The organism is Xanthomonas sp. WHRI 7064 (assembly GCF_040202355.2).
Classification (GTDB): domain Bacteria; phylum Pseudomonadota; class Gammaproteobacteria; order Xanthomonadales; family Xanthomonadaceae; genus Xanthomonas; species Xanthomonas arboricola.
Genome location: NZ_CP167821.1, coordinates 3,184,529 through 3,207,732 on the forward strand (window position 1 = coordinate 3,184,529; position 23,204 = coordinate 3,207,732).

The 23,204-nt window shown below is 66.2% G+C and carries 20 protein-coding genes; 13 read left to right on the plus strand and 7 right to left on the minus strand.

Annotation, left to right across the window (positions count from 1 at the left end; genetic code table 11):
* Nucleotides 1-113 precede the first annotated feature (113 nt).
* The 7 genes from ABQY74_RS13680 (at nt 114) to ABQY74_RS13710 (ending at nt 8,473) form a co-directional block, all read left to right on the plus strand.
* Complete coding sequence (locus ABQY74_RS13680; protein WP_016905011.1) at nt 114-443, plus strand: lipid asymmetry maintenance protein MlaB; 330 nt, start codon at nt 114-116, stop codon at nt 441-443.
* A gap of 16 nt (nt 444-459) precedes the next feature.
* A complete protein-coding gene (locus ABQY74_RS13685; protein WP_104553976.1) occupies nt 460-2,466 on the plus strand; it encodes a chemotaxis protein CheA in 2,007 nt (668 codons plus the stop codon).
* 68 nt (nt 2,467-2,534) lie between these two features.
* Nucleotides 2,535-4,691 (plus strand): methyl-accepting chemotaxis protein, encoded by a 2,157-nt coding sequence (locus ABQY74_RS13690; RefSeq protein ID WP_104553975.1) that lies wholly within the window; start codon nt 2,535-2,537, stop codon nt 4,689-4,691.
* Nucleotides 4,692-4,701: 10 nt separating this feature from the next.
* Nucleotides 4,702-5,229, plus strand: coding sequence for a chemotaxis protein CheW (locus ABQY74_RS13695; protein ID WP_047124811.1), 528 nt, complete (start codon nt 4,702-4,704; stop codon nt 5,227-5,229).
* Nucleotides 5,230-5,257: 28 nt separating this feature from the next.
* Nucleotides 5,258-6,541, plus strand: a complete 1,284-nt coding sequence (locus tag ABQY74_RS13700) for an EAL domain-containing protein (protein WP_039519918.1) — start codon at nt 5,258-5,260, stop codon at nt 6,539-6,541.
* A 1-nt stretch (nt 6,542) separates the two neighbouring features.
* Nucleotides 6,543-7,349, plus strand: a complete 807-nt coding sequence (locus ABQY74_RS13705; RefSeq protein WP_024939356.1) for a protein-glutamate O-methyltransferase CheR — start codon at nt 6,543-6,545, stop codon at nt 7,347-7,349.
* Nucleotides 7,346-8,473, plus strand: a complete 1,128-nt coding sequence (locus tag ABQY74_RS13710; RefSeq protein WP_026064711.1) for a chemotaxis response regulator protein-glutamate methylesterase — start codon at nt 7,346-7,348, stop codon at nt 8,471-8,473. The genes ABQY74_RS13705 and ABQY74_RS13710 overlap by 4 nt, the downstream gene beginning before the upstream one ends.
* A 25-nt stretch (nt 8,474-8,498) precedes the next feature.
* Here the strand turns inward: ABQY74_RS13710 and ABQY74_RS13715 are convergent, their stop codons facing one another.
* The 4 genes from ABQY74_RS13715 to gpmA all read right to left on the minus strand — a co-directional run bounded on the left by ABQY74_RS13715 (nt 8,499) and on the right by gpmA (nt 13,795).
* Nucleotides 8,499-10,061: a phospholipase D family protein gene (locus tag ABQY74_RS13715; RefSeq protein WP_349791861.1), complete on the minus strand. Its 1,563-nt coding sequence runs from the start codon at nt 10,059-10,061 to the stop codon at nt 8,499-8,501.
* Nucleotides 10,062-10,213: 152 nt separating this feature from the next.
* The gene (locus tag ABQY74_RS13720) at nt 10,214-12,313 is read right to left on the minus strand and encodes a M13-type metalloendopeptidase (protein WP_349791862.1); all 2,100 of its coding nucleotides are present in this window, start codon (nt 12,311-12,313) and stop codon (nt 10,214-10,216) included.
* Between the two features lie 249 nt (nt 12,314-12,562).
* Nucleotides 12,563-12,880 (minus strand): hypothetical protein, encoded by a 318-nt coding sequence (locus tag ABQY74_RS13725; RefSeq protein ID WP_167705662.1) that lies wholly within the window; start codon nt 12,878-12,880, stop codon nt 12,563-12,565.
* 165 nt (nt 12,881-13,045) lie between these two features.
* Complete coding sequence (gene gpmA, locus ABQY74_RS13730) at nt 13,046-13,795, minus strand: 2,3-diphosphoglycerate-dependent phosphoglycerate mutase (RefSeq protein ID WP_016904068.1); 750 nt, start codon at nt 13,793-13,795, stop codon at nt 13,046-13,048.
* A 103-nt stretch (nt 13,796-13,898) separates the two neighbouring features.
* On the opposite strand from gpmA, the gene nfi reads away from it, so the two are divergent.
* The 3 genes from nfi (at nt 13,899) to ABQY74_RS13745 (ending at nt 16,642) form a co-directional block, all read left to right on the plus strand.
* Nucleotides 13,899-14,612: a deoxyribonuclease V gene (gene nfi / locus ABQY74_RS13735; RefSeq protein WP_211914088.1), complete on the plus strand. Its 714-nt coding sequence runs from the start codon at nt 13,899-13,901 to the stop codon at nt 14,610-14,612.
* A gap of 424 nt (nt 14,613-15,036) precedes the next feature.
* Nucleotides 15,037-15,927, plus strand: a complete 891-nt coding sequence (locus ABQY74_RS13740) for a pirin family protein (protein ID WP_349791864.1) — start codon at nt 15,037-15,039, stop codon at nt 15,925-15,927.
* A gap of 253 nt (nt 15,928-16,180) precedes the next feature.
* A complete protein-coding gene (locus ABQY74_RS13745) occupies nt 16,181-16,642 on the plus strand; it encodes a hypothetical protein (protein WP_047129036.1) in 462 nt (153 codons plus the stop codon).
* A 91-nt stretch (nt 16,643-16,733) separates the two neighbouring features.
* On the opposite strand, the gene ABQY74_RS13750 is transcribed toward ABQY74_RS13745, so the two are convergent.
* A complete protein-coding gene (locus ABQY74_RS13750) occupies nt 16,734-17,165 on the minus strand; it encodes an OsmC family protein (RefSeq protein ID WP_349791866.1) in 432 nt (143 codons plus the stop codon).
* 34 nt (nt 17,166-17,199) lie between these two features.
* Nucleotides 17,200-18,057, minus strand: coding sequence for a pirin family protein (locus ABQY74_RS13755; protein WP_016905027.1), 858 nt, complete (start codon nt 18,055-18,057; stop codon nt 17,200-17,202).
* Between the two features lie 229 nt (nt 18,058-18,286).
* Here ABQY74_RS13755 and ABQY74_RS13760 point away from each other — a divergent pair, with 229 nt between their 5' ends.
* Nucleotides 18,287-20,359: a carbon starvation CstA family protein gene (locus ABQY74_RS13760; protein WP_349791868.1), complete on the plus strand. Its 2,073-nt coding sequence runs from the start codon at nt 18,287-18,289 to the stop codon at nt 20,357-20,359.
* The gene (locus ABQY74_RS13765) at nt 20,359-20,583 is read left to right on the plus strand and encodes a YbdD/YjiX family protein (protein WP_016904074.1); all 225 of its coding nucleotides are present in this window, start codon (nt 20,359-20,361) and stop codon (nt 20,581-20,583) included. Before ABQY74_RS13760 ends, ABQY74_RS13765 begins: the two co-directional genes overlap by 1 nt.
* Before the next feature lie 874 nt (nt 20,584-21,457).
* Here the strand turns inward: ABQY74_RS13765 and ABQY74_RS13770 are convergent.
* Nucleotides 21,458-22,162 carry an HAD family hydrolase gene (locus ABQY74_RS13770; RefSeq protein WP_349792262.1) on the minus strand — a complete coding sequence of 235 codons (705 nt, stop codon included), beginning with the start codon at nt 22,160-22,162 and terminating at the stop codon, nt 21,458-21,460.
* A gap of 241 nt (nt 22,163-22,403) precedes the next feature.
* On the opposite strand from ABQY74_RS13770, the gene ABQY74_RS13775 reads away from it, so the two are divergent.
* Nucleotides 22,404-23,168, plus strand: a complete 765-nt coding sequence (locus ABQY74_RS13775; protein ID WP_349791870.1) for an ankyrin repeat domain-containing protein — start codon at nt 22,404-22,406, stop codon at nt 23,166-23,168.
* Nucleotides 23,169-23,204 lie beyond the last annotated feature (36 nt).

Here is a 23,204-nt window from a genome sequence, read left to right on the forward strand (position 1 = left end):
TGCATGGACCGGCATGTCCGCGTGTGCAGAGCTGCCCACGCAAGCCACGCCGGAGCGACCTTCTTCCGCGTCATGGCACGCATCCGTGCGCCATCGCATCGCTTGAGGCATCAATGAACACGCCACTGTCCGATCTACCCGCGCCGCTGACGCTCGCCCTGGAAGGCGAGATGACCATCCGTCGCGCTGCCGAACTCAAGCCGCTGCTGCAGCCGGCCTTGCTGCATCCGGGCGGATTGCACCTGGACCTGGGCGCGGTCAGCGAGATCGACACCACCGGCCTGCAGTTGCTGCTGGCGACCAAGCAGGCGATCCAGGCCGACGGCCGGCCATTTTCGCTGACCGATTCCAGCCGCGCGGTGGTCGATGTGATCGAACTGCTCGGCCTGCTCGAAGCGCTGTACCCGCACGCGGTTGCGGGTATCGGCGAACGCATTCACTAACGGACCGGCAACGCGTATGGATATGAACCAGCTGATGCAGACCTTCCTGGCCGAGAGCCGGGACCTGCTCGAAGACATGGAACGTCACCTGCTCGAAGCCGAGCGTGGCGAGTCCTCGCCGGATGCGGTCAACGCGATCTTCCGTGCGGCGCACACCATCAAGGGCTCGGGCGGCCTGTTCGATCTGCCGCAGCTGGTTGGCTTCACCCATGTCGTGGAAAGCGTGCTGGACCTGGTGCGCGACGATGCGCTGACGCTGAGCTCGGAACTGATCGCGCTGCTGCTGGTGTGCTGCGACCACATCCATGCACTGGTGGAAACCGCCGCCGACCCCGCTCACGCCGATGCCGACGCACTGGCGGCAGAGGCCGAACCGCTGCTGGCACAACTGCAGACCTACCTGCAGGCCAGCGCATGCGGTGTCACCGCCTCCGCCCTCCAGCACAGCACCCCGGAAAAACAGAGCGGTTACTGGCGTATCACGCTGAAACTGTTCGCCGACGCGCTGCGTTACGGCAACTCGCCGCTCAAGCTGATCCGCAACCTGCGCGGGCTGGGCTCGGTCGAGTCGATCAGCACCGATGTCAGCCAGCTGCCGAGCTTCGAAGCGCTCGATCCGGAAGCCAATTACCTGGGCTTCCAGATCCTGCTGCGCAGCGATGCCGACCGTGCCGCGATCGAGGACGTGTTCGAGTTCGTGCGCGAAGACTGCGACCTGGAGATCCTCTCGGTGCCGGCACCGATGGACGCCAGCGCCGTGCCTGCAAGCGAGCCGGTCGTGGCTGCCGCGCCGGTCGTCGGCGCGCTGGCTGCCGTGCCGGCCGCAGCGCCGGCACGCGCGCCGCAGGACACCGGCGCACGCAACACCGACGCGCGCTCGATCCGCGTCGATGCCGACAAGCTCGATCGCATGATCGATCTGGTTGGCGAACTCATCATCGCGGTGGCCGGCACCAATGCCAACGCACAGCGCACCGGCGACGCGCAGTTGCTGGAATCGGCCTCGATCCTGGCCGGCCTGGTGGAAGAGGTGCGCGAAAGCGCCCTGCAACTGCGCATGGTCAAGATCGGCGGCACCTTCAGCCGCTTCCAGCGCGTGGTGCACGATGTGGCGCGCGAACTCGGCAAGGACATCGCGCTGGTGGTGGCCGGTGAGGACACCGAGCTGGACAAGTCGGTGGTGGAAAAGATCGGCGACCCGCTCACCCATCTGGTGCGCAATGCCATGGACCACGGCATCGAACCGGCGGACGTGCGCGTGGCGCGCGGCAAGCCCGCACGCGGCACCGTTGGCCTCAACGCGTATCACGACTCCGGCAGCATCGTCATCCAGATCACCGACGACGGCGGCGGCCTGAACCGCGACCGCATCCTCGCCAAGGCACTGGAACGCGGCCTGATCGAGCCGGGCCGCCAGCTCAGCGACCGCGAGGTGTTCGCGATGATCTTCGAGCCGGGGTTCTCCACCGCCGAAAAGGTCACCAACCTGTCCGGGCGCGGCGTCGGCATGGACGTGGTCAAGCGCAACATCACCGCGCTGCGCGGCACCGTGGAGATCGACAGCAGCGCCGGCGTAGGCACCACCATCTCGGTGCGGCTGCCGCTGACGCTGGCCATCATCAACGGCTTCCAGGTCGGCGTCGGCAAGTCGGTGTTCGTGGTGCCGCTGGACGTGGTGGAGGAATGCGTGGAATTCACCCCCGACTACGCCAGCGACTACATCGACCTGCGTGGCAGCGTGCTGCCGTATGTGCGCCTGCGCGAGCTGTTCGCGCTTGGCGGCAGGACGCCGGCGCGCGAAAGCATCGTGGTGATCCGCCAGGGCGCCCAGCGCTTCGGCCTGGTCGTGGACACCTTGCTGGGCGAATGGCAGACCGTGATCAAGCCGTTGTCCAAGGTCTTCGCGCAGGTCAAGGGCATCAGTGGCTCGAGCATCCTGGGCAGCGGCGATGTCGCGCTGATTCTCGATGTGCCCAGCCTGCTGCAGCAATTGCATCCAAACCAGGACGCCCTGGCGGCCTGAGTCACCACACCAGCACTCCCCACATCACCGCGTCATTCGTTGTTCCCTGAGCCCAGGAAGCTGCCGCCATGTCACACCGTCTCCCGATCGCCACGCAGTTGTGGTTCACCGCCGCCCTCGCCCTCGCCTTGCCCGTCGTGGTGGTGGTCGCCGGCTTTGCGCTGACGCTGTCGCACGGCGCACTGCTCGCCGCCAGCGTCCTGGCCGCACTCGTCAGCGGTGCGCTGCTGCTCCATGCGATCCGCAGCGCGACCGGCTCGCTGCAGCTTGCCACCACCACGCTGGATGCCTTTGCGCGCGGCAACTTCGCTGTCGCCCTGCCGCAGTTGCGCGATGAGCAGGCCTGCGAGGTGCTGCGTGCGCTGCGCAAGGTGCAAGGCCACATCGCCCACGTCAACGAGGAGATCAATCGCGTTTCGCAGGAACACGATGCCGGCGAGATCGATGTCCGCATCGACGTGGCGCGTTTCGACGGCGACTTCCGCACCATGGGCGAAGGCATCAACCGCATGGTCGCCAGCCACATCGCGGTCAAGAAGCAGGCCATGGCGTGCGTGGCCGAGTTCGGCCGCGGCAACTTCTCCGCCGAGCTGGAACGCCTGCCGGGCAAGAAGGCCTTCATCAACGAGATCGTTGAGCAGATCCGCGGCAACCTCACCGGCATGGTCGCCGAGGTCAACCGCATGGCGGCCGAGCACGATGCCGGCGATATCGACGTGGTCATCGACAGCCAGCGTTTCAGCGGCGATTTCCGCCGCATGGCCGAAGGCATCAATGCGATGGTGGCCAGCCACATCGCGGTCAAGAAGCAGGCCATCGCCTGCGTGGCCGAATTCGGCCGCGGCAACTTCACCGCGCAGCTGCCGTTGCTGCCGGGCAAGAAGCGCTTCATCAACGAAACCCTGGAACAGGTGCGCGGCAACCTCACCGGCCTGATCGCCGAGATCAACCACATGTCGGCCGAGCACGAGGCCGGCGACATCGACGTGGTGATCGACAGCAGTCGCTTCGACGGCGATTTCCGCAGCATGGCTACCGGCATCAACCAGATGGTGGGCGCGCATATCGCAGTCAAGAAACTGGCGATGGGTGTGGTGGCCGAGTTCGGCCGCGGCAACTTCGAGGCACCGCTGGCGCAGCTGCCGGGCAAGAAGGCCTTCATCAACGACACCGTGGAGCGTGCGCGCGGCAACCTGCGCAGCATTTCCGAGGTGATCCAGGTGATGGGCGCAATGGCCGACGGCGACCTCACCCACACCGTGGAAGGCCGCTACGAAGGCGCGTTCGCCGACATGCAGCGCTACGTCAACACCACCATGAGCCGGCTGACCGAGATCGTCGATGAGGTCAACCGCAACGCCGAGAACCTGGCCAGCGCCTCCGAACAGGTCAGCGCCACCGCGCAGGCGCTGGCCCAGGCCGCCAGCGAACAGGCTGCCGGCGTGGAAGAGACCAGCGCCTCGCTGGAACAGATGACCGCCTCCATCGCGCAGAACACCGAGAACGCGCGCGTCACCGACAGCATGGCCGCCAAGGCCGCCAGCGAAGCGGCCGACGGCGGCGACACCGTGCGCGCCACCGTGGTGGCGATGAAGGACATCGCCAAGAAGATCGGCATCATCGACGACATCGCCTACCAGACCAATCTGCTGGCGCTCAATGCCGCCATCGAGGCCGCGCGTGCCGGCGAACATGGCAAGGGCTTTGCGGTGGTGGCGGCGGAAGTGCGCAAGCTGGCCGAGCGCAGCCAGATCGCCGCGCAGGAGATCGGCGAGGTGGCCGGCTCCAGCGTGGACCTGGCCGAAAGCGCCGGCCGCGTGCTCGGCGAGATGGTGCCCTCGATCCGCCGCACCTCCGACCTGGTGCAGGAAATCGCCGCCGCCTCCGAGGAACAGACTGCCGGCGTCAGCCAGATCAACACCGCCGTCGGCCAGTTGAACCAGACCACGCAATCGGCCGCGGCCAATGCCGAAGAACTGGCCGCAACCTCGGAGGAAATGAGCGCGCAGGCCGAACAGCTGCAGCAGTTGATGGGCTTCTTCCGGCTCGGCAACGGCTCGCGTGCGGCGGCATCGCCCAGCAGCAAGCCTGGCCCGCGCCGGATCGCAACGCATGGCAGCAGCACCGCGGTCAGCGCACCGCCGCGTCGCAGCAACGTGCGCCAGATCAGCGCGGTGGCGACCACCGCCGATGCGATCGACGAATCGCAGTTCGCCAGCTTCTGAGGAAACGACGATGCAACCGCACAGCGCAGCCATCACCACCACACGCACCGTTGCGCCGTCATCGACGGCACCGCAGCAATACCTGACCTTTCTGCTGGGCACGGAAATGTTCGGCCTGGGCATCCTCGGCATCAAGGAAATCATCGAATACCGCGCGCCCACCGACGTGCCGATGATGCCGCCGGCCCTGCGCGGCGTGATCAACCTGCGCGGCGCGGTGGTGCCGGTGGTGGATCTGCAGCAACGCTTCGGCCGCAATGCGAGCGCGATCACCAAGCGCAGTTGCATCGTGATCGTGGAAATCGCCCATGGCCAGACGCATCAGGTGCTCGGCCTGCTGGTGGACGCGGTGAATGAAGTGTTGGAGATCGCGCCCGACGCGATCGCCGGCGCGCCCAGTTTTGGCGCCGGCATCGCACGCGAATGCATCCATGCGATGGCCAGGATCGGCGAACGCTTCGTGATCCTGCTCGACGCCGACGCGGTGCTGGGCAACGACGCACTCGCCCAGCTGCCTGTCGCCGAGCTGGCAGCCTGACATGTCCAGCATGCACGCAAGGACTCCCATGCGCCCCACCCTTCTCTCCTGCAGCTGCGCGCTGGACGGCCCCGTGTTGGTCGTCGACGACAGCGTGGTCCAGCGCGAACACGCGATGGCGCTGTGCCGCCAGCTCGGCGCCGTCGCGGTTGACGGCGCGGTCGACGGCCACGCCGCGCTGGCCTGGCTGGGCAGTGCGATTTCACCATCGCTGCTGCTGATCGATCTGGAAATGCCGGGCATGGACGGCGTGCAGCTGCTCGATGCGCTGGCGCGCGGCAAGTACAGCGTGCCGGTGGTGGTGGTCTCGCAGCGCGGCGGCGCCCTGATCGATGCGGTGATGCAGCTCAGCCGCAGCGCCGGCGTGCGCGTGCTTGGCGGCATCGAAAAGCCGATGCATCTGCAGGACCTGGCCAATGTGCTGGAGTGCGAACCGGGGCTGGCCACGAACGCGCCTGCGTTTGCACAGCCAGCGATATCGCCGCTGATGTCCAGCGGTGGCGCGGCGGCATCGCGGCTGGACCGGGCCATGCGCCGCGGCGAAATCCGCGTGGCCTACCAACCCAAACTCGATCTCAGGGATGGCCGCCTGCGCGGTGTGGAAGCACTCGCGCGCTGGCGCCGCCCGCAAGGCGACATGATCGGGCCGGAGCGCTTCATTCCGCTGGCCGAACGCGAAGGCCTGATCCATGCCTTGACCCAGCAGGTGATCGACCTGGCGGTTGCGCAACTGGTGGACTGGCGCGCAGAAGGCTTCGAGCTGAGCCTGGCCTTGAATCTGTCGCCCAACCTGCTCAGCGAGCAGGGCTTTCTCGAACAACTGTGCGGCAAGCTGAGCGACAACGGCCTGAGCCCTGCCGATCTGGTGCTGGAACTCACCGAAAGCGCCATCGTCGAGCCGGCCAATGCCCTGAGCATGCTGGCGCGCCTGCGCCTGCATGGCTTCGGCCTGTCCATCGACGACTACGGCACGGGGTTTTCCTCGCTGCAGCGCCTGGCCAGCATTCCCTTCACCGAACTCAAGCTCGATCGCAGCTTCGTGCATGCCGCCCATCGCAGCCGCAGCCAGCGCACCGTGCTCGAATCCACGCTGGAACTGGCGCACCGGCTCGATCTCACCGCCGTGGCCGAAGGGGTGGAAACCCCGGACGACTGGCGCCTGCTGCGCGAGCTGGGCTGCGACCTGGCGCAAGGCTATCTGATGGGCTCGCCGATGCCCGGGCCGATGCTGTCGGAATGGTGGCGCGAACACGCCGTGCGCATCGCCCGCCTGTGCGGCAACGCACTGCCCAGCGATGCGGATGTCGCCTGACATGAGCACGTCCACCGCCATCACCGAACAGGAATTCGGCCGCTTCCAGCGCTTCATCTTCGAAGCGGCCGGCATCAGCATTTCCTCGGGCAAGAAGGCCATGTTGTGCGGCCGCCTGGGCAAGCGCCTGCGCGAACACCAGTTCAGCAATTACACGCAGTACCTGCAGTTGCTGGAAAGCCGCCAGGACCGCGCCGAGATCCAGACCGCGATCGATCTGCTGACCACCAACGAGACCTACTTCTTCCGCGAGCCCAAGCACTTCGAGCTGCTGCGCAAGCTGGCCGGCGAACATCGCGGCGGCCTGCCGTTCCGCTGCTGGAGCGCGGCCAGCTCCAGCGGGGAAGAGGCCTACAGCATGGCGATGGTGCTGGACGACGCCTTGCAGGGACGGCCGTTCGAAGTGGTCGGCAGCGACATCAGCACCCGCGTGCTGGCCAAGGCCCGCACCGGGCACTACGCCCTGCAACGCATCGACGGCATTCCGCAGGCGTATCTCAAGCGCTATTGCCTGCGTGGTCAGGGCGAGTACGACGGTACCTTGCTGGTGGAGCGCCGCCTGCGCGACCGGGTCAAGTTCGTGCATGCCAACCTCAACACGGCCCTGCCGATGCTGGGCAGCTTCGATGCGATCTTCCTGCGCAATGTGATGATCTATTTCAATGGCCAGACCAAGCGCGAGGTCATCCTGCGCGTGCTGTCCAACCTCAAGTCGGGCGGATATTTCTGCATCGGTCATTCGGAAAGCCTGAGCGAACTCGACATCGATCTGGTCCAGGTGGCACCCTCGATTTTCCGCAAGGCCTGAGCCAAGGATCCGCCGTGTCGATAGCCCTCAACCGCCCTGCCGCCAGCCCCAGTCCCATCAAGGCCATGGTCGTCGACGACTCGGCGGTGGTGCGCCAGGTGCTGGTGGGCGTGCTCAACGACGCGGCCGACATCGAGGTCATCGCCACCGCGGCCGACCCGTTGCTGGCGATCGAGAAGATGCGCAAGCAATGGCCGGACGTGATCGTGCTGGATGTGGAAATGCCGCGCATGGACGGCATCACCTTCCTGCGCAAGATCATGAGCGAGCGCCCCACCCCGGTGGTGATCTGTTCGACGCTCACCGAAAAAGGCGCGCGCGTCACCATGGACGCCCTGGCCGCCGGTGCGGTGGCCGTGGTGACCAAGCCGCGGCTGGGGCTCAAGCAGTTCCTCACCGACTCGGCCGAGGAACTGGTCAATACGGTGCGCAGCGCCGCACGTGCCAACGTCAAACGGCTGGCCGCGCGGGTTGCCGCAGCGCCGCTGGAAGCGGAGGTCAAGCACACCGCCGATGTGATCCTGCCGGCGCAAAGCGGGCGCGCGCTGGCGCAGACCACCGAGCGCATCGTCGCCATCGGCACCTCCACCGGCGGCACCCAGGCGCTGGAAGAAGTGCTGACCGCCTTGCCGCGCGTCTGCCCCGGCATCGTGATCGTGCAGCACATGCCGGAGAAATTCACCGCCGCCTTCGCCGCGCGCCTCAACGGCCTGTGCCAGATCGCGGTGAAGGAAGCGGCCAACAACGACCGGGTGATGCCGGGCCGCGCATTGATCGCGCCCGGCGGCAAGCATCTGCTGCTGCGCCGCAGTGGCGCGCAATACTTTGTCGAAGTGATGGAAGGCCCGCCGGTCAACCGGCATCGTCCGTCGGTGGATGTGCTGTTCCGCTCGGCCGCACGTGCGGCCGGCAGCAATGCGCTGGGCATCATCATGACCGGCATGGGCGACGACGGCGCCGCCGGGCTGCTGGAAATGCGTCAGGCCGGCGCGCGCACGGTGGCGCAGGACGAGCACACCAGCATCGTATTCGGCATGCCCAAGGAAGCGATCAAACGCGGCGGCGCCGACCGCATCCTGCCGCTGGGCGCGATGGCGCGCGAGATCGTGACACAGCTGCAGTAGCGCACTGCACGCGCGCGCAGCGGAACTACAACTGCGACTCCAGCGGCAACCAGCCCATCACCGTCGCCGCACCACGCCGCCACACGCTGGCTGCCGGCTCCTGCGACCACACCTCGGGCGGTTGCGCCGCATCGTCGTGCCAGCGCAACTTGCCCTGCTCCAGGGTCACGCGGTAACTCACCGGCGCACCGATCTTGCGGTTGTAGACCTGCTCCAGTTGCGCGGCCACTGCGCGATCATTGAACAGCAGGCCCATCTCGGTATTGAGGTTCATCGAGCGCGGATCCAGATTGAACGAGCCGATGAAGCCGCTGCTGTCGTCCACCACGAAAGCCTTGGTGTGCAGGCTGGCCCCGCTGGACCCGAACAGGCTGCCGTCCGGCTTGCCCATCGGCTTGAGCTCGTACAGGCGCACGCCCTGGGTGAGCAAGGGCACGCGGTAATCGGCGTAGCCGCTGTGGACGGCAACCACATCGTTTGCCGCCAGCGAATTGGTCAACACGCTGACGCGCACATTGCGCCGGCGCAACTGGCCGATCCAGCGCATGCCTTCCTCGCCCGGCACGAAGTACGGCGAGATCACCTTCAGCTCGCGCTGCGCACGCGCCATCTCGCCGATCAGGATTGGCGTCATCCAGTCCGCCTGCGGTGGTGCGCCCTCGGCCTTTTCCGGCGGGTCGGAGACGATGCGCGCCTGCTCCAGCCAGTGCACCTGGCGCTGGCCCTGCGTCAAGGCCTGCACGCTCGGCGACTGGCGCAGCCGCTCCACGTAGGGATGCGCGCGTGCCGATGCCAGGCCGGCATCCAGACTGCCCCGCAATGCATCCAGTGCCTGCGGCCGTGCGGTCACCAGCGCGTCCAGCGGCAAGGCATTGGGGCTGTTCCAGTACGCATCGAAGACCTGCTCGGCCTGGCCAACGGCCGGCCCCATCAATGCCGCATCCATGTCCATGAAGTTGGTGTCGCGCGCCGCATCGAAATACTCGTCGCCGACATTGCGGCCACCCACCACCGCCATCCGGCCATCGGCAATCCAGGCCTTGTTGTGCATGCGCCGATTGATGCTGAACATGCGCAGCACCATCTCCACGCCGCGCATCAGCGTGCCTTCGCGCGCACGGGTGGGATTGAACAGCCGGATCTCGATCAGCGGGTGGCTGTCCAGCGCCGCCAGCACCGAATCGCTGCCGTGAATGTTCATGTCGTCCAGCAGCAGGCGCACGCGCACGCCGCGATCGGCCGCATGCAGCAGCTCGTTGTGCAGCAGGTTGCCGGTGAAGTCCGCATGCCAGATGTAGTACTGCAGATCCAGGCTGCGCCCGGCCGCACGCGCGGTGAGCGCGCGCACCGCAAACGCGTCGACATTGTCGGGCAGGATCACCATGCCGGTCTGGCCGGCATGTGCCTGCTGCAACGGCGCGACGACCCGATCGATCGGCGTGGCGATCGCCGTGGCAGGCAGCGCATGGCTCACCGCACCGCGCTGACGATCGGCAAAGCGCCCGTAGCCGTACAACGACAGCACGCTGCCCAGCACCAGGATCAGCACACCGATCCCGATCGCCTTGAAGATCTTTCGCCTTGTCACTACCGCTCCCTGCCATTCGGAGCGCGGCAGTCTAGACGCTGCACCGGCAGCCCGATGTGCAGACGCAGCCACAAGCAGGCTCTACAAAGCCGCTAAAAACGCGGCAACTGCAGCACGTGCGGTCGCAACCGCGCGTGCTGCAGTTGCGCCGATCACCAGATCGCAACGCGCTCCTTGTACCCACGCACCATCGCATCGCCGGGCTTGCACTGGAATGCCTGCGCGAATGCCGGCATGTTCGACGGCGCGCCATTGGCGCGGAAATTGGCCGGCGCATGCGGATCGGTGTTCAGGCGCACGCGCAGTTCGCCGTCGGTGAAGTTGCGGCGCCACACCGTGGCCCAGTTCATGAAGAAGCGCTGGTCCTGGGTGTAACCGTCGATGTCCTTGCCGGCGTCGGGCTGTTCCTGCAACGCCATCTGCAGCGCGTCGTAGGCCACGGTGAGGCCGCCCAGGTCGCCGATGTTCTCGCCCAGGGTCAGCTTGCCTTTGACGTGTACGCCGGGAATCGCCTCATAGCCGTCGAACTGCGCCACCAGCTGATCGGTGCGCTGGGTGAACAGCTTGCGGTCCGCATCGGTCCACCAGGTATCGAAGTTGCCCTTGGCATCGAACTGGCTGCCCGAGTCGTCGTAGCCATGCATCATCTCGTGCCCGATCACCGCGCCGATACCGCCGTAGTTCAACGCCGGGTCGGCCTTGGGATCGAAGAACGGCGGCTGCAGGATCGCCGCTGGAAACACGATTTCGTTGCGCGTGGCGTTGTAGTACGCATTGACCGTCTGCGGGGTCATATGCCACTCGCGCTTGTCGACCGGCTTACCGATCTTGTCCAGCATGTAGCGGTAGTTGAACGCCTGCGCGGCCTGCATGTTGGCCAGGAATCCATCGCCACGGGTTTCCAGGCCCGACCAGTCGCGCCATTGGTCCGGGTAGCCGATCTTGGGCGTGAAGCTGGCCCACTTCTCCAGCGCGCGCTGCTTGGTTTCCGCGCTCATCCAGTCGAGCTTTTCCAGCCGCGCCTTCAGCGCCGCCGAGAGGTTCTGCACCAGCTGCTGCATCTGCTGCTTGGACTCGGCCGGGAACGCGGACTGCACGTACAACTGGCCCAGGGCCTCGCCCATCGCCTCGTTGACCGCGTTCAAGGTGCGCTTCCAGCGCGGCAGCATGTCCTGCTGGCCACGCAGCGTCTTGGCATAGAAATCGAAGTTGGCCTGCTCGAACGGTTTGGCCAGATACGGCGCTGCTTCATCCACGCTGTGGAAACGCAGGTAGGCCTTCCAGGTGTCCACCGGCGTGTCGGCCAGCATCGCATCGAGTTCGGCGAAGTAACCCGGATGGCTCAGCGAGAACGTCCCGGCCGGCACCTTGAGCGCGCTGAAGAACGCCTGCCAGTCGAAATGCGGCGTGACCGCATTGGCACCGGCCACATCGACCGGGTTGTAGCGCTTGGCCGGGTCGCGCAGCTCGATGCGCGACAGCGAGGCATTGGCCAGGCGCGTTTCGAACGCCATCACCGCCTTGGCCTGGGTTGCCGCCTGCGCTGCCGCAACGCCGGACAATTCCAGCACGCGCGCGATGTAGGCCACGTACTGCTCACGGATCTTGGCCTGCGCCGGATCGGTGTAATAGCCCTTCTCTGGCAGCCCCAGACCGCCCTGGCCCGCGTAGGCGATCATCTGCTCGGAATTCTTGTAGTCGGCATTGGCGCCGAACGAGAACACGAAGCCCTGGCCCTTGGCATAGCTGTCGCGCAACCACGCGGCGATGGACGGCGCATCGGTCAGCGCATCGATCGCCCTCAGCTGCGGCTGCAGCGGCGTGATGCCGGCCTTGTCGATCGCCGCTTCGTCCGAGCCGGTGCGCCACAGGTCGGCGATCTTGGCATCCACCGAACCGGCCGACAGGTTGCCGCGCGCCAGTTGCTCCACCAGCGCGTGCTGGATGGTCAGCGAACGCTCGGCTAGCACTTCGAAACTGCCCCAGCTGGTGCGGTCCGATGGCACCGGATTGGCCTTGAGCCACTTGGCATTGACGAAGCCGTTGAGGTCCTGGCATGCGTTGATGGCCGGATCCAGGTCATTGATGCCGAAGGCCACGATCGGTGCATCGAGCTTGGACACATCCACCCTGGTCGGTGCGGCCGGCGTTGCGGCCGGTGCCGGCTTGGCGCTGTCGTCGGAACTGCCACACGCCGAGAGCGTCACCGCGATGGCCACCGCAAGCGACAGTGGCGCGAATTTGCTCAACATCTTTCCATTCTCCAAGGCAGACGACCGCGTCGGACGCAGTCAAAAAAGTAGGCAATCAGCGCAGACACACCAACCACACCATCATCGCAACGGCACCGCAACGCCCTGACGTCCGGTGCCGCGCCTTATCGAAGAACGCACAACGACCAACAAGACACTGCGCGTCAGCTGGGCACGCGCGTGCCAGCGCCATCTACCGCCGCGGAAACCACCCAGCAGTCCGGCGCAGCAGCGCGCCATCGACTGCGGTCATTTGCGTGCGTACATCGGCGCCATCAGCAGATACACCGGATACGCCAGCGCCATCAGCACCAGCGCGACCTCATGCCCGGACGCTGCCTCCGCCCAGGATTCCATCTGCCGCGACGGCCCCAAAAAACCAAACATCAGCAGCGCCACACCCATGACGCAGATCAGCAGCGCCACGCCGATCGCCGAAGTGGACACGCTGCCCCAGGCCAGCACTGCGAACGCAGCGCCGCCACCGGCCAACAGCAGCCCCAACGTCACCAGATACGCGCGGCAGTAGGTGGCACTCATTTGTTGCCTTTTACGCTTGCTGGACATCATGTCTCCCCTGCAAGAACACACGCATGCGGTCATGCGGTGCCTGTTCGATCCGCGAACAGGCACCGCCTGCGTGTCAAACCCGCACGCCTCGTTCGAACGCGCGCTGCGAAACCCACGCCACGCTGCGCGCCATGCACGCAGCGTGGCCAGCGGATGCGGCGATTACTTCGCCTTGCCCTGGTTGGCCACCGCTTCGGCGGCACGCTTGGCCGCTTCCGGGTCGCCCAGATAGCGGAAGCTTTGCACCTGCAGGTTGTCGTCCAGCTCGAACAGCAACGGGATGCCGGTCGGGATGTTGAGCTCCAGGATCTGCTCGTTAGAGACATCGTTGAGGTATTTGTACAGCGCGCGCAGCGAGTTGCCGTGCGCGGTCACCAGCACGGTCTGCCCGGCCTTCAACTGCGGTGCGATCGCGTCGTGCCAGTACGGCAGCACGCGCACCAGCGTGGTCGCCAGCGACTCGGTGCCCGGCAGTGCATTGCGGTCCAGCGTGGCGTAGCGACGGTCGTGACACGGATGCCCCGGATCGTTGACGTCCATCGCCGGCGGCGGAATGTCGTAGGAACGGCGCCAGATCTTGACCTGTTCCTCGCCGTGCTTGGCCGCCGTCTCGGCCTTGTCCAGCCCCTGCAGGCCACCGTAGTGGCGCTCGTTGAGGCGCCAGCTCTTGGACACCGGCAACCAGTCCTGGTCGAGTTCCTTCAACGCGCCCTGCAGCGTGTGGATGGCGCGCTTGAGTACCGAGGTGTGCGCCACATCGAACTGCAGGCCTTCGTCCTTCATCAGCTTGCCGGCCGCAGCGGCTTCCTGGCGGCCTTGCTCGGTGAGTTCCACATCCACCCAGCCGGTGAAACGGTTGTCCAGGTTCCATTGGCTCTGGCCATGGCGCAGCAGTACGAGTTTGCGGGTCACTACGGTTCTCCGATTGGGGGCCGATCAGCCTGCGATTGTAACGGCAGCCAGCGCATCGCAGGCGTGCACGACACCGCCACGCCCGGCGCGCGATGCTGCAGCCATGCAAACGATCGATCCCGTCTTTGCCGGTTGGGATGGCAGCGTCATCCAGGCGCGACAGTTGCAACAGCAACTGGCACACCGCGTGGTGCTGCAGGCCCAGGCCGGCGCAACACCGCAGCTGCTCGCCGGCTTCGACGTCGGCTTCGAAGACGACGGCCAGACCACACGCGCAGCCGCGGTGCTGCTGGATGCAGACACGCTGATGCCGCTGGAAACGCATGTCGCGCGCGTGCCCACCTCGATGCCGTACGTACCGGGGTTGCTCAGCTTTCGCGAGCTGCCGGCCTTGCTGCAGGCGCTGGCACTGCTCTCGCGCCCGCCGGATCTGGTCTTCATCGACGGCCAGGGCATCGCGCATCCGCGCAAGCTCGGCATCGCCGCGCACTTTGGCGTGGTGACCGGCTTGCCCAGCATCGGCGTGGCCAAGCAACGCCTGGCAGGCAGCTTCGTCGAGCCGGGACCCGAGCGCGGCGACCATAGCCCGATCCTGTTGGGCGGCACGCAGATCGGCTGGGCGTTGCGCAGCAAGCTGCGCTGCAATCCGCTGATCGTCTCGCCGGGCCATCGCGTCTCGATGCAGGGCGCGCTCGACTGGACGCTGCGTACCCTGCGCGCCTATCGCCTGCCCGAGCCCACGCGCCTGGCCGATCGGCTGGCCTCGCGGCGTGGCGAGATCGCCCTGGACACCACGGCGCCCGCACAACTGTTCTAGCGCGCGGCAGTCAATCGCGATCGACACGCTGCGTGCCTGCAGCCGTCGTCCATGACGAACGAGCTCGGCGCGCTCGCGCTGGCTGCCAGCGCGCCATGCAACGACGTTCCAACGCGCGGCATTCAGGCCCGGCGCGTATCGGCGCTAGCGACACCGGCGCGAACTCTCTCGCAATCGACCGGTGATGCTTGCTGCGACAACACACGTCATCGTCGCGAAAGATTTCATTCCTCCCATCAATGCAGCACATCGCTGCACGCGGCTCGACTGCCATCGCGCGGCATGCGCCGCTTGCCCTTGAAAACGCGTCGCCCGCCTCGTACGTGACACTGCCTCCGGGACGATCTGTCTTGGTGGAGCGCTCGCCCGGCCGCGTGCACGCATGCAAAGCTGGCGACCACTCCAGCCACCGCGAGCCGCCGCCATGACCACCTTGATCGCTCCCCGCGTGCACGACATCGGCGGGCTGGAAGTTCGCCGCGCCGTGCCCACGCTGCAGGCGCGCAGCGTCGGCCCGTTCGTGTTCGTCGACCATATGGGCCCGGCGGTGCTGGAGCCGGATCACGGCATCGACGTGCGTCCGCATCCGCATATCGGCCTGGCCACGGTCACCTTCCTGTGGTCCGGCGAGATCGGCCACCGCGACACCTTGGGCTCGGACCAGGTGATCCGCCCCGGCGACGTCAACTGGATGACTGCCGGCCGCGGTATCGCCCACTCTGAACGCACGCCAGGCCCCGAGCGCGCCCGCACGCATGCGCTGCACGGCATGCAGACCTGGATCGCACTGCCGCGCTCGGCCGAAGAAACCGCGCCCGCCTTCCATCACCACGCTGCCGCCAGCCTGCCGCAGCAACGCCGCGATGGCGTCTGGCTACGCGTGATCGCCGGTCGTGCGTACGGCGAGGAATCGCCGGTGCAGGTGTTCAGCGGCACGCTCAATGTCGCGCTGGATCTGCAGCCGGATGCGGAGATCGACCTGGACACCAGACACGCCGAACGTGCGCTCTACATCCTGGAAGGCGAGGCGCAGCTGGATGGCGCCGACGTGCCCGCGCGCCACCTGATCGTGCCCTCGCCCGGCAGCCGCGGGCGCCTGCGCGCCAAGACGCCGCTGAAGGCGATGCTGCTCGGCGGCGAGCCGCTGGATGGCCCGCGCCACCTGTGGTGGAACTTCGTCTCCAGCTCCAAGGAGCGCATCGAGCAGGCCAAGGACGATTGGCAGGCCGGTCGCTTCGGCAGCATTCCCGGCGACGACAAGGAATTCATTCCGCTGCCGGAAACCCCGGCGCCCAAGCCGGTCAACTACCCCTGACCACCGGCTGCCGCGCGCAAGCGCCGCGCAACCCACCCAGGTCTCGAAACGGGAGTGCCCGTGCGCACGACCGATTGCAGCCCGGCCTGCGAATTGCGCTTGAGCTTGCAGCCACACCTGTGGTAGTGATGTCCCCATAGGTTGGGGACAGGTTGCGTGCGGGCACAGCCGGGCGGGGAGCGCACAGGCTGATGCGGCGACACGCACGACGACGCTGTCCCTGCGCAGACATCCAACGCCGGGGAACACTTGAATGAAGTCCGCATCCTGCCTTGTCGGCCTGAGCCTGCTGTTGGCCGCCGCCACCGTTCACGCCCAAACCTCACCGGTCTGCCCGCCGCTACCGCCAGCCTCCGGGCTGCAGTGGAGCGAGCTTGCAGGCGCGGACTATCTGGTCTGCAAGGCCATGACCGCCGACGGTCGCCAAGTGGTCGGCGTAATGCTGACCACGCGCGACCCGGCGATGACGCTGGCGCGCGACCGACGCGCGGAGAAAGGCCAGATCCAGCAGGAGGAGTTCTACTGGTACAAGCTCGACCTGGGCGGCCGCGAGCTGCCGGGCATGGAATCGCGCCGGGTCACCGTGGTCGAGCTGGGCAAGAAGCGCTACGCGCAGCTATGGATCGACGGCGCCAATACCGAGGAACTGGCCTCGATGCAGTCGCTGGTGCAGAACATGGATTTGCAGCCGGCCAGCTTGGCACTGCAGCGCTGAGGCGAGCGGTCGTGACGCGCCAGTGCATGCCGACCTAACGCGGTCTTTCAGGCGAGCCGGCGGAGCACCCGCATGCGGCTCGCCTGCGCTCTCAAATGCCCGCCGCCGCACCTGACGCGTCGCCGTTGCCCTGCAATGCCGTCTCGATCCGCACCTCGCCGGTGAGCAGGCGATGGATCGGGCACTTGTCGGCCACCTCCAACAGTCGTGCACGCTGCGCATCATCCAGCGTGCCTTCCAGTTCGATCTGCCCCGTGATCCGCGTGCCTGCAGCGCCGCGCTGGGTGTAATGCAGATGCACATGCACCGCCGTCAACGGCCACTGCTTGCGCGCGGCCACCATCGACACCGTGATCGCGGTGCAGGCACCCAGGGCGCCCAACACCTGCGACTCCGGATCCGGCCCGGCGTCGGCGCCGCCATTGGCCGGCTGGGTGTCGCCGCTCCAGCTGTGCCGACCATCGTGGATGCTCACGGTGTACGGCACCGCGCCGGTGCTGACACTGACGGGCCGGTCACTCATGCCGCTAACCCCGCGGTGGCTGCAGCGCGCCGGCTCAAAACCGGCCTTCCTGAAAATCGACGAAGGCCTGCATCAATTCCTGCTTGGTGTTCATCACGAACGGGCCGTGCCGCATCACCGGCTCGTTGAGCGGGCGGCCCGCCACCAGGATCAGCTGCGCACCGTGCGCACCGGCCCGCAGCGTCAGGCGCTCGCCGCCGCCGAGCACCGCCAGTTCCTGCGCCGGCAGCGCACGCGCGGCATCGCCCTCGCCTACCGTCACTGCGCCTTCGAACGCATAGGCAAACGCGTTGTGGCCGCTGGGCAGCACATAGTCCCAGGCCGCATCCGGTGCCAGTGCGATATCCAGGTACACCGGTTCGGTGGCCGGTTGCACGATCGGGCCACGCACCTCGCCCACCGCGCCGGCGATCACCTTGACCGTGACGCCAGGCGCCGGCTGGGCGACCGGAATGCGTTCCGGGGCGTACTCCTGGTATTTGGGGTCGGTCATCTTGTCGCGCGCCGGCAGGTTCACCCACAGCTGGAATCCGCGCATGCGCCCGGATTCCTGCTCGGGCATTTCCGAATGGATCAACCCGCGCCCGGCCGTCATCCACTGCACGCTGCCCGGGGTCAGCAGACCCTCGTTGCCATGGTTGTCCTTGTGGCGCATGCGCCCGTCGAGCATGTAGGTCACCGTCTCGAAGCCGCGGTGCGGATGGCTGGGAAACCCAGCCAGGTAATCCTCGGCCTTGTCGGTGCCGAACTCGTCCAGCATCAGGAACGGGTCCAGGTCCGGCAGCTGCTGGGTGCCGATCACGCGGGTCAGCTTGACTCCGGCACCGTCGGAGGTGGGCATGCCACGGATGGTGCGCAGCACGTGTGCCGCTGCGGTGGTGGTGGTGCTCATCGACCTCTCCCTGCGTGAATGACTGGCTCGAATAATGGATGCAGCCGGCACGCGGCCCAACCGCGACCGGCGCAACCGATCGTTCCAAAACCCGCCGGCACCGCCGCGCGATCCGGCAGGCGGCGCCAGGACGCTCTACAACTAAAGTTTTACCCCGGCCCGGAACGGCGCCATTGACCCCGGGCGGGCAGAGGGTGACCCTTGGGTGAATCGTTCCTGAGGGGCATGCATGAAAGGGTTCTCGAAGCTGGCCTGGGGCGCGCTGGCGCTGCTGGCCGCGTTCTGTCTGGGCACCGTGGCGCTACGCCGCGGCGAACACATCAACGCGTTGTGGATCGTGGTGGCGGCGGTGTCGATCTATCTGATCGCCTACCGCTTCTACAGCCTGTTCATCGCCGACAAAGTGATGCAACTGGACGTCACCCGCGCCACGCCCGCCGTGGCCAACAACGACGGCCTGGACTACGTGCCCACCAACAAGCACGTGCTGTTCGGCCATCATTTCGCCGCGATTGCCGGTGCCGGGCCCCTGGTCGGCCCGGTGCTTGCCGCACAGATGGGCTACCTGCCCGGCCTGCTGTGGCTGGTGGTCGGCGTGGTGTTCGCCGGCGCGGTGCAGGACTTCGTGGTGCTGTTCCTGTCCAGCCGCCGCAACGGCCGCTCGCTGGGCGATCTGGTGCGCGAGGAAATGGGCCAGGTGCCCGGCACCATCGCCCTGTTCGGTGCCTTCCTGATCATGATCATCATCCTGGCGGTGCTGGCGATGGTGGTGGTCAAGGCGCTGGCGGAAAGCCCGTGGGGCATGTTCACCGTCATCGCCACGATGCCGATCGCGCTGATGATGGGCGTGTACATGCGCTATATCCGGGTCGGCAAAATCGGCGAGATCTCGGTGGTCGGCCTGATCCTGCTGCTGGGCGCGATCTGGCTGGGCGGCAAGGTCGCGGCGGATCCGAGCTGGGGCCCGGCATTCACCTTCACCGCCAAGCAGATCACCTGGATGCTGATCGGCTACGGCTTCGTCGCGTCGGTGTTGCCGGTGTGGCTGCTGCTGGCGCCGCGCGATTACCTGTCCACCTTCCTCAAGATCGGCACGATCCTGGCGCTGGCGATCGGCATCCTGGTGGTCATGCCGGATCTGAAGATGCCGGCACTGACCCAGTTCGCGTCCACCGGCGACGGCCCGGTCTGGAAGGGCGGCATCTTCCCGTTCCTGTTCATCACCATCGCCTGCGGCGCGGTTTCCGGTTTCCATGCGCTGATTGCCTCGGGCACCACCCCAAAGCTGCTCGCCAACGAAGGCCACATGCGCTACATCGGCTACGGCGGCATGTTGATGGAATCGTTCGTGGCGGTGATGGCGCTGGTGGCCGCATCGATCATCGAGCCGGGCATCTACTTCGCCATGAACAGCCCCGCTTCGCTGGTCGGCAGCGACACGGCGGCGGTGGCGGCCAAGGTGTCCGAATGGGGCTTTGCGATCACGCCCGATGTGCTGGAAGCCACGGCACGCGACATCGGCGAGCACAGCATCCTGGCACGCGCCGGTGGTGCGCCCACCCTGGCGGTGGGCATTGCGCAGATCCTGCACCAGTTGCTGCCTGGCGAAGACACCATGGCGTTCTGGTACCACTTCGCGATCCTGTTCGAAGCACTGTTCATCCTGACCGCCGTGGACGCGGGGACGCGTGCGGGCCGTTTCATGTTGCAGGACCTGCTGGGCAACTTCATCCCGGCGCTGAAGAAAACCGAATCGTGGGCCGCCAACATCATCGCCACCGCCGGTTGCGTGGCGTTGTGGGGCTACCTGCTCTACACCGGTGTGATCGATCCGTTCGGCGGCATCCAGACCCTGTGGCCGTTGTTCGGCATCTCCAACCAGATGCTGGCAGGGATCGCGCTGATGCTGGGCACGGTGGTGCTGTTCAAGATGAAGCGCGACCGCTACGCCTGGGTCACCCTGGTGCCGGCGCTGTGGCTGCTGATCTGCACCACTTATGCGGGGCTGATCAAGATCTTCGACAGCAACCCGGCGCAGGGTTTCCTGGCGCAGGCACACAAGTACCAGGACGCCATCGCCAGCAACACCATCACCGCGCCGGCCAAAACGGTGGCGCAGATGCAGCAGATCGTCACCAATGCCTACGTCAATACCGGGCTGACCGTGCTGTTCCTGTTCGTGGTGGGTTCGATCCTGGTCTACGCAATCAAGACCATCGTGATTGCGCGCCGCAATCCGCAGCGTAGCGATCGCGAAACCCCGTACGTGGCCTTGCAGCCACACCAGATGGCGGATCTGTAATGGGCACCCAACTCGTTCTCGCCAGCCAATACCAGGTGCATCGCCGCATCTGGCGGCGCCTGATCCAGACCGCACGCCTGTGCTGCGGCATTCCCGATTACGACAACTACGTGCGCCACATGCTGGAAAAGCACCCCGACAAACCGGTGATGGACTACCCCACCTTCTTCCGCGAGCGCCAGGACGCGCGTTACGGCGGCAAGAGCGGGTTTCGCTGCTGCTGACCGGATGATCGGACAGGTGGCGAGTCGGAACGCAACAGGGCGCGATGCGAATCGCGCCCTGTTGCGTTGATGGCTTGGGGTTGGTGGCAGGATTCTTGCCCGCTCACCATCGCGGGACATGTCGCAAGGTAGAGCGGCTGATATACGGCTTTGCGGATGGATCAGTTGTAGAGCGTGTGTCTGTGGCTTGGCTGCAGGGCCCTTGCTCGCCCACCGTCGCAGGACACGCCGCAAGGCAGAGCGGCTGATCTGCGGCTTTGCGGATGGATCAGTTGTAGAGCATGTGTCTGTGACTTGGCTGCAGGGCCCTTGCCCGCCCACCCTCACGGGACACGCCGCAAGTACGTCCGTGTAGGCTCTTACGCGGCATCCATGCCGCGTAAGGTCCCGCGACGGTGGGCGGGCAAGGACCCGTCGAGATGGCAGGTGTGCATGGTTGCAAGCGGTGCATGAGGTGCGTTGGTCGGATCGGTGTGCGTCGACCAGCGTCTCACCACCGCATCGCGAGCCGAGCGGTGGACTGGCTTTTAACACGCAACCCACAAACGTCTCGTCTGCCATCCCAAGCCGAGCAACAAGCTCTCGAGAAAGCAACCGACCAACTTTTTGGCGGTGCCCGCGCCGCTTGCGGGACCGTGTGGCGGCATGGAGGCCGCCACCGAGCCTACACGGACGTCCTTGCGGCGTGTCCCGCAAGTGGTGAGGGCACCGCACGCTCGATGGACCAAGCCTTTGACGGTCTCCAAGCCACGCTATGACGCAACAGCCCTGTCATTGCAGGTCGATTGCACGGTCTGGCCCGGTCGGTTGCAGAATGAGAGGGCTGCGATTGCGCCACCATCGACACGCGTCCAAGACGTCCTGCCGGCAGCTCTCAGCCAGCGCGTTTTTGTGCCAGCCGCTCGAACAACGCAGGCAACTCGCGCATATCGTCGAACACCGCCAGCACACCGATGCGACGCAGGGTATCGGCATGGCCCTGCGGAATATGGCTGGCGCCGGTAAACCCCAGCACCTGCATGCCGGCCGCCAATGCGGCAGTGGCACCGGTGGGGCTGTCTTCGATCACCAGGCAGCGCTCCGGCGCAACGCCGAGGGTGCGTGCGGCCAACAGATAGACATCCGGCGCCGGCTTGGGCCGCTCCACCATGTCTGCACTGAAGATGTGCCCCGCCGCGCGTGCGGTAAGCCCCACCCGTTCGACCGAGGCGATCACGTTATGACGGCGGCTGTTGGAGGCGACCGCCAGCGGCAACGGAATCTGTTCCAATGCGTCGCGCACACCCGCAATCGGCTGCACCTCGGCCTTGATCAAGGCTTCACTACGCGCCTGGATCTGTGCCAGCAAGGTCTCCGGCAGCTGTACCGCGAAGTGTTCCTGCACGCGCAGCAATACCTCACGCGTGGTCTGCCCGAACGTTGTGCCGAGCAAATGCTCCAACGCTTCGGCCGGCACGAAGGCCGCCAGCGCCTCGCGCATTACCCGGTCGGCCAGTATTTCGCTGTCGACAAGCACGCCATCGCAATCGCTGATCAGTAATTCGTAGACCATTGCACCCATCTGCTCGCAAAGCACCATTATGCCGACCGCGTTGTGACCGTTGGCTGTGGCGGAGTGCATGCGCGCGTGAGACTCATCGTGATGCATCGGCGACATGCCGATACCACGACAACAAACGGCCTCAACCAGTGAAACATGCTGCGCCGGGCATGTCACAAAATCTTACCGCGCGTCGTCCGGGCAGCTGGTAGGATCGGCCCGGCTGCGGAAGGACACACCGCAGTGCCACCAGGAATGCGATCAGGACAAGGAGATTTCGATGCAGACGCGATTCCCCACCCTGCTCGTTCTTGCGACCTCGTTTTTCGCGGTCTCATGCACCGCCTCGCCAGGTGCCAAGGAGCAAACCACCATGTCAGCTACGCTGCAGGACCACACCGTCGCCTTCCGCGACCCCGGCCTGACCGACATCGCCAACGCCATCGCGCACGGTGATGTCGCCCGAATCCGCGCACTCGCACCGACAGTCGATCTCGCCGCACACGGCGACCAGAACGTCACCTTGCTCGAGTGGGCGATCTGGAACGAACAACCCCGCGCCCTGGCCGCATTGCTCGATGCCGGCGCAGATCCGTCGTTGCCGGGCATGGACCAGGAAACGGTCGTGCATATGGCGGCCATGGCGAAGGATGCGGAATACCTGAACATCCTGTTGCAGCACAAGGCGCCGGTCGATGTGGTCAGCGCGCGCGCCGGGTGGACGCCGTTGTTCCGCGCCGTGCAGAGCAAGCGCGATACGCAGATCGCGTTGTTGATCCAAGCAGGCGCCGATCTACAGCGCGTCGACAATACCGGCAACAGCGTGTTGCATCTGGCCGCACAAAGCGGCGCGGCAAGCCCGGCAGTGCTGCAATTGCTCAAGGCCGGGGTGGATCCCACGCTGCGCAACGCGCAACAGAAAACCTTCCAGGCGTATTTCTTCACCACCCCGGACCGCCTGCTCAATCCCGCCGGCCAGCAGGCCAGGTCGGACGTGCGCGCATGGTTGAGCGCCCACAACATTCCCGTGGAAAGCAGCCGCTAAGCGGACTTTTCGCACGACGAACGCAAGGAGCCGCGC

What these genes read in the sequence shown, in the direction of transcription:
- ABQY74_RS13680 (WP_016905011.1), top strand. Translation starts at nt 114, where the DNA reads ATGAACACGCCACTGTCCGATCTACCCGCGCCGCTGACGCTCGCCCTG.
- ABQY74_RS13685 (WP_104553976.1), top strand. Translation starts at nt 460, where the DNA reads ATGGATATGAACCAGCTGATGCAGACCTTCCTGGCCGAGAGCCGGGAC.
- ABQY74_RS13690 (WP_104553975.1), top strand. Translation starts at nt 2,535, where the DNA reads ATGTCACACCGTCTCCCGATCGCCACGCAGTTGTGGTTCACCGCCGCC.
- ABQY74_RS13695 (WP_047124811.1), top strand. Translation starts at nt 4,702, where the DNA reads ATGCAACCGCACAGCGCAGCCATCACCACCACACGCACCGTTGCGCCG.
- ABQY74_RS13700 (WP_039519918.1), top strand. Translation starts at nt 5,258, where the DNA reads ATGCGCCCCACCCTTCTCTCCTGCAGCTGCGCGCTGGACGGCCCCGTG.
- ABQY74_RS13705 (WP_024939356.1), top strand. Translation starts at nt 6,543, where the DNA reads ATGAGCACGTCCACCGCCATCACCGAACAGGAATTCGGCCGCTTCCAG.
- ABQY74_RS13720 (WP_349791862.1), bottom strand. Translation starts at nt 12,313, where the DNA reads ATGTTGAGCAAATTCGCGCCACTGTCGCTTGCGGTGGCCATCGCGGTG.
- ABQY74_RS13725 (WP_167705662.1), bottom strand. Translation starts at nt 12,880, where the DNA reads ATGTCCAGCAAGCGTAAAAGGCAACAAATGAGTGCCACCTACTGCCGC.
- nfi (WP_211914088.1), top strand. Translation starts at nt 13,899, where the DNA reads ATGCAAACGATCGATCCCGTCTTTGCCGGTTGGGATGGCAGCGTCATC.
- ABQY74_RS13740 (WP_349791864.1), top strand. Translation starts at nt 15,037, where the DNA reads ATGACCACCTTGATCGCTCCCCGCGTGCACGACATCGGCGGGCTGGAA.
- ABQY74_RS13745 (WP_047129036.1), top strand. Translation starts at nt 16,181, where the DNA reads ATGAAGTCCGCATCCTGCCTTGTCGGCCTGAGCCTGCTGTTGGCCGCC.
- ABQY74_RS13750 (WP_349791866.1), bottom strand. Translation starts at nt 17,165, where the DNA reads ATGAGTGACCGGCCCGTCAGTGTCAGCACCGGCGCGGTGCCGTACACC.
- ABQY74_RS13755 (WP_016905027.1), bottom strand. Translation starts at nt 18,057, where the DNA reads ATGAGCACCACCACCACCGCAGCGGCACACGTGCTGCGCACCATCCGT.
- ABQY74_RS13760 (WP_349791868.1), top strand. Translation starts at nt 18,287, where the DNA reads ATGAAAGGGTTCTCGAAGCTGGCCTGGGGCGCGCTGGCGCTGCTGGCC.
- ABQY74_RS13765 (WP_016904074.1), top strand. Translation starts at nt 20,359, where the DNA reads ATGGGCACCCAACTCGTTCTCGCCAGCCAATACCAGGTGCATCGCCGC.
- ABQY74_RS13770 (WP_349792262.1), bottom strand. Translation starts at nt 22,162, where the DNA reads ATGGTGCTTTGCGAGCAGATGGGTGCAATGGTCTACGAATTACTGATC.
- ABQY74_RS13775 (WP_349791870.1), top strand. Translation starts at nt 22,404, where the DNA reads ATGCAGACGCGATTCCCCACCCTGCTCGTTCTTGCGACCTCGTTTTTC.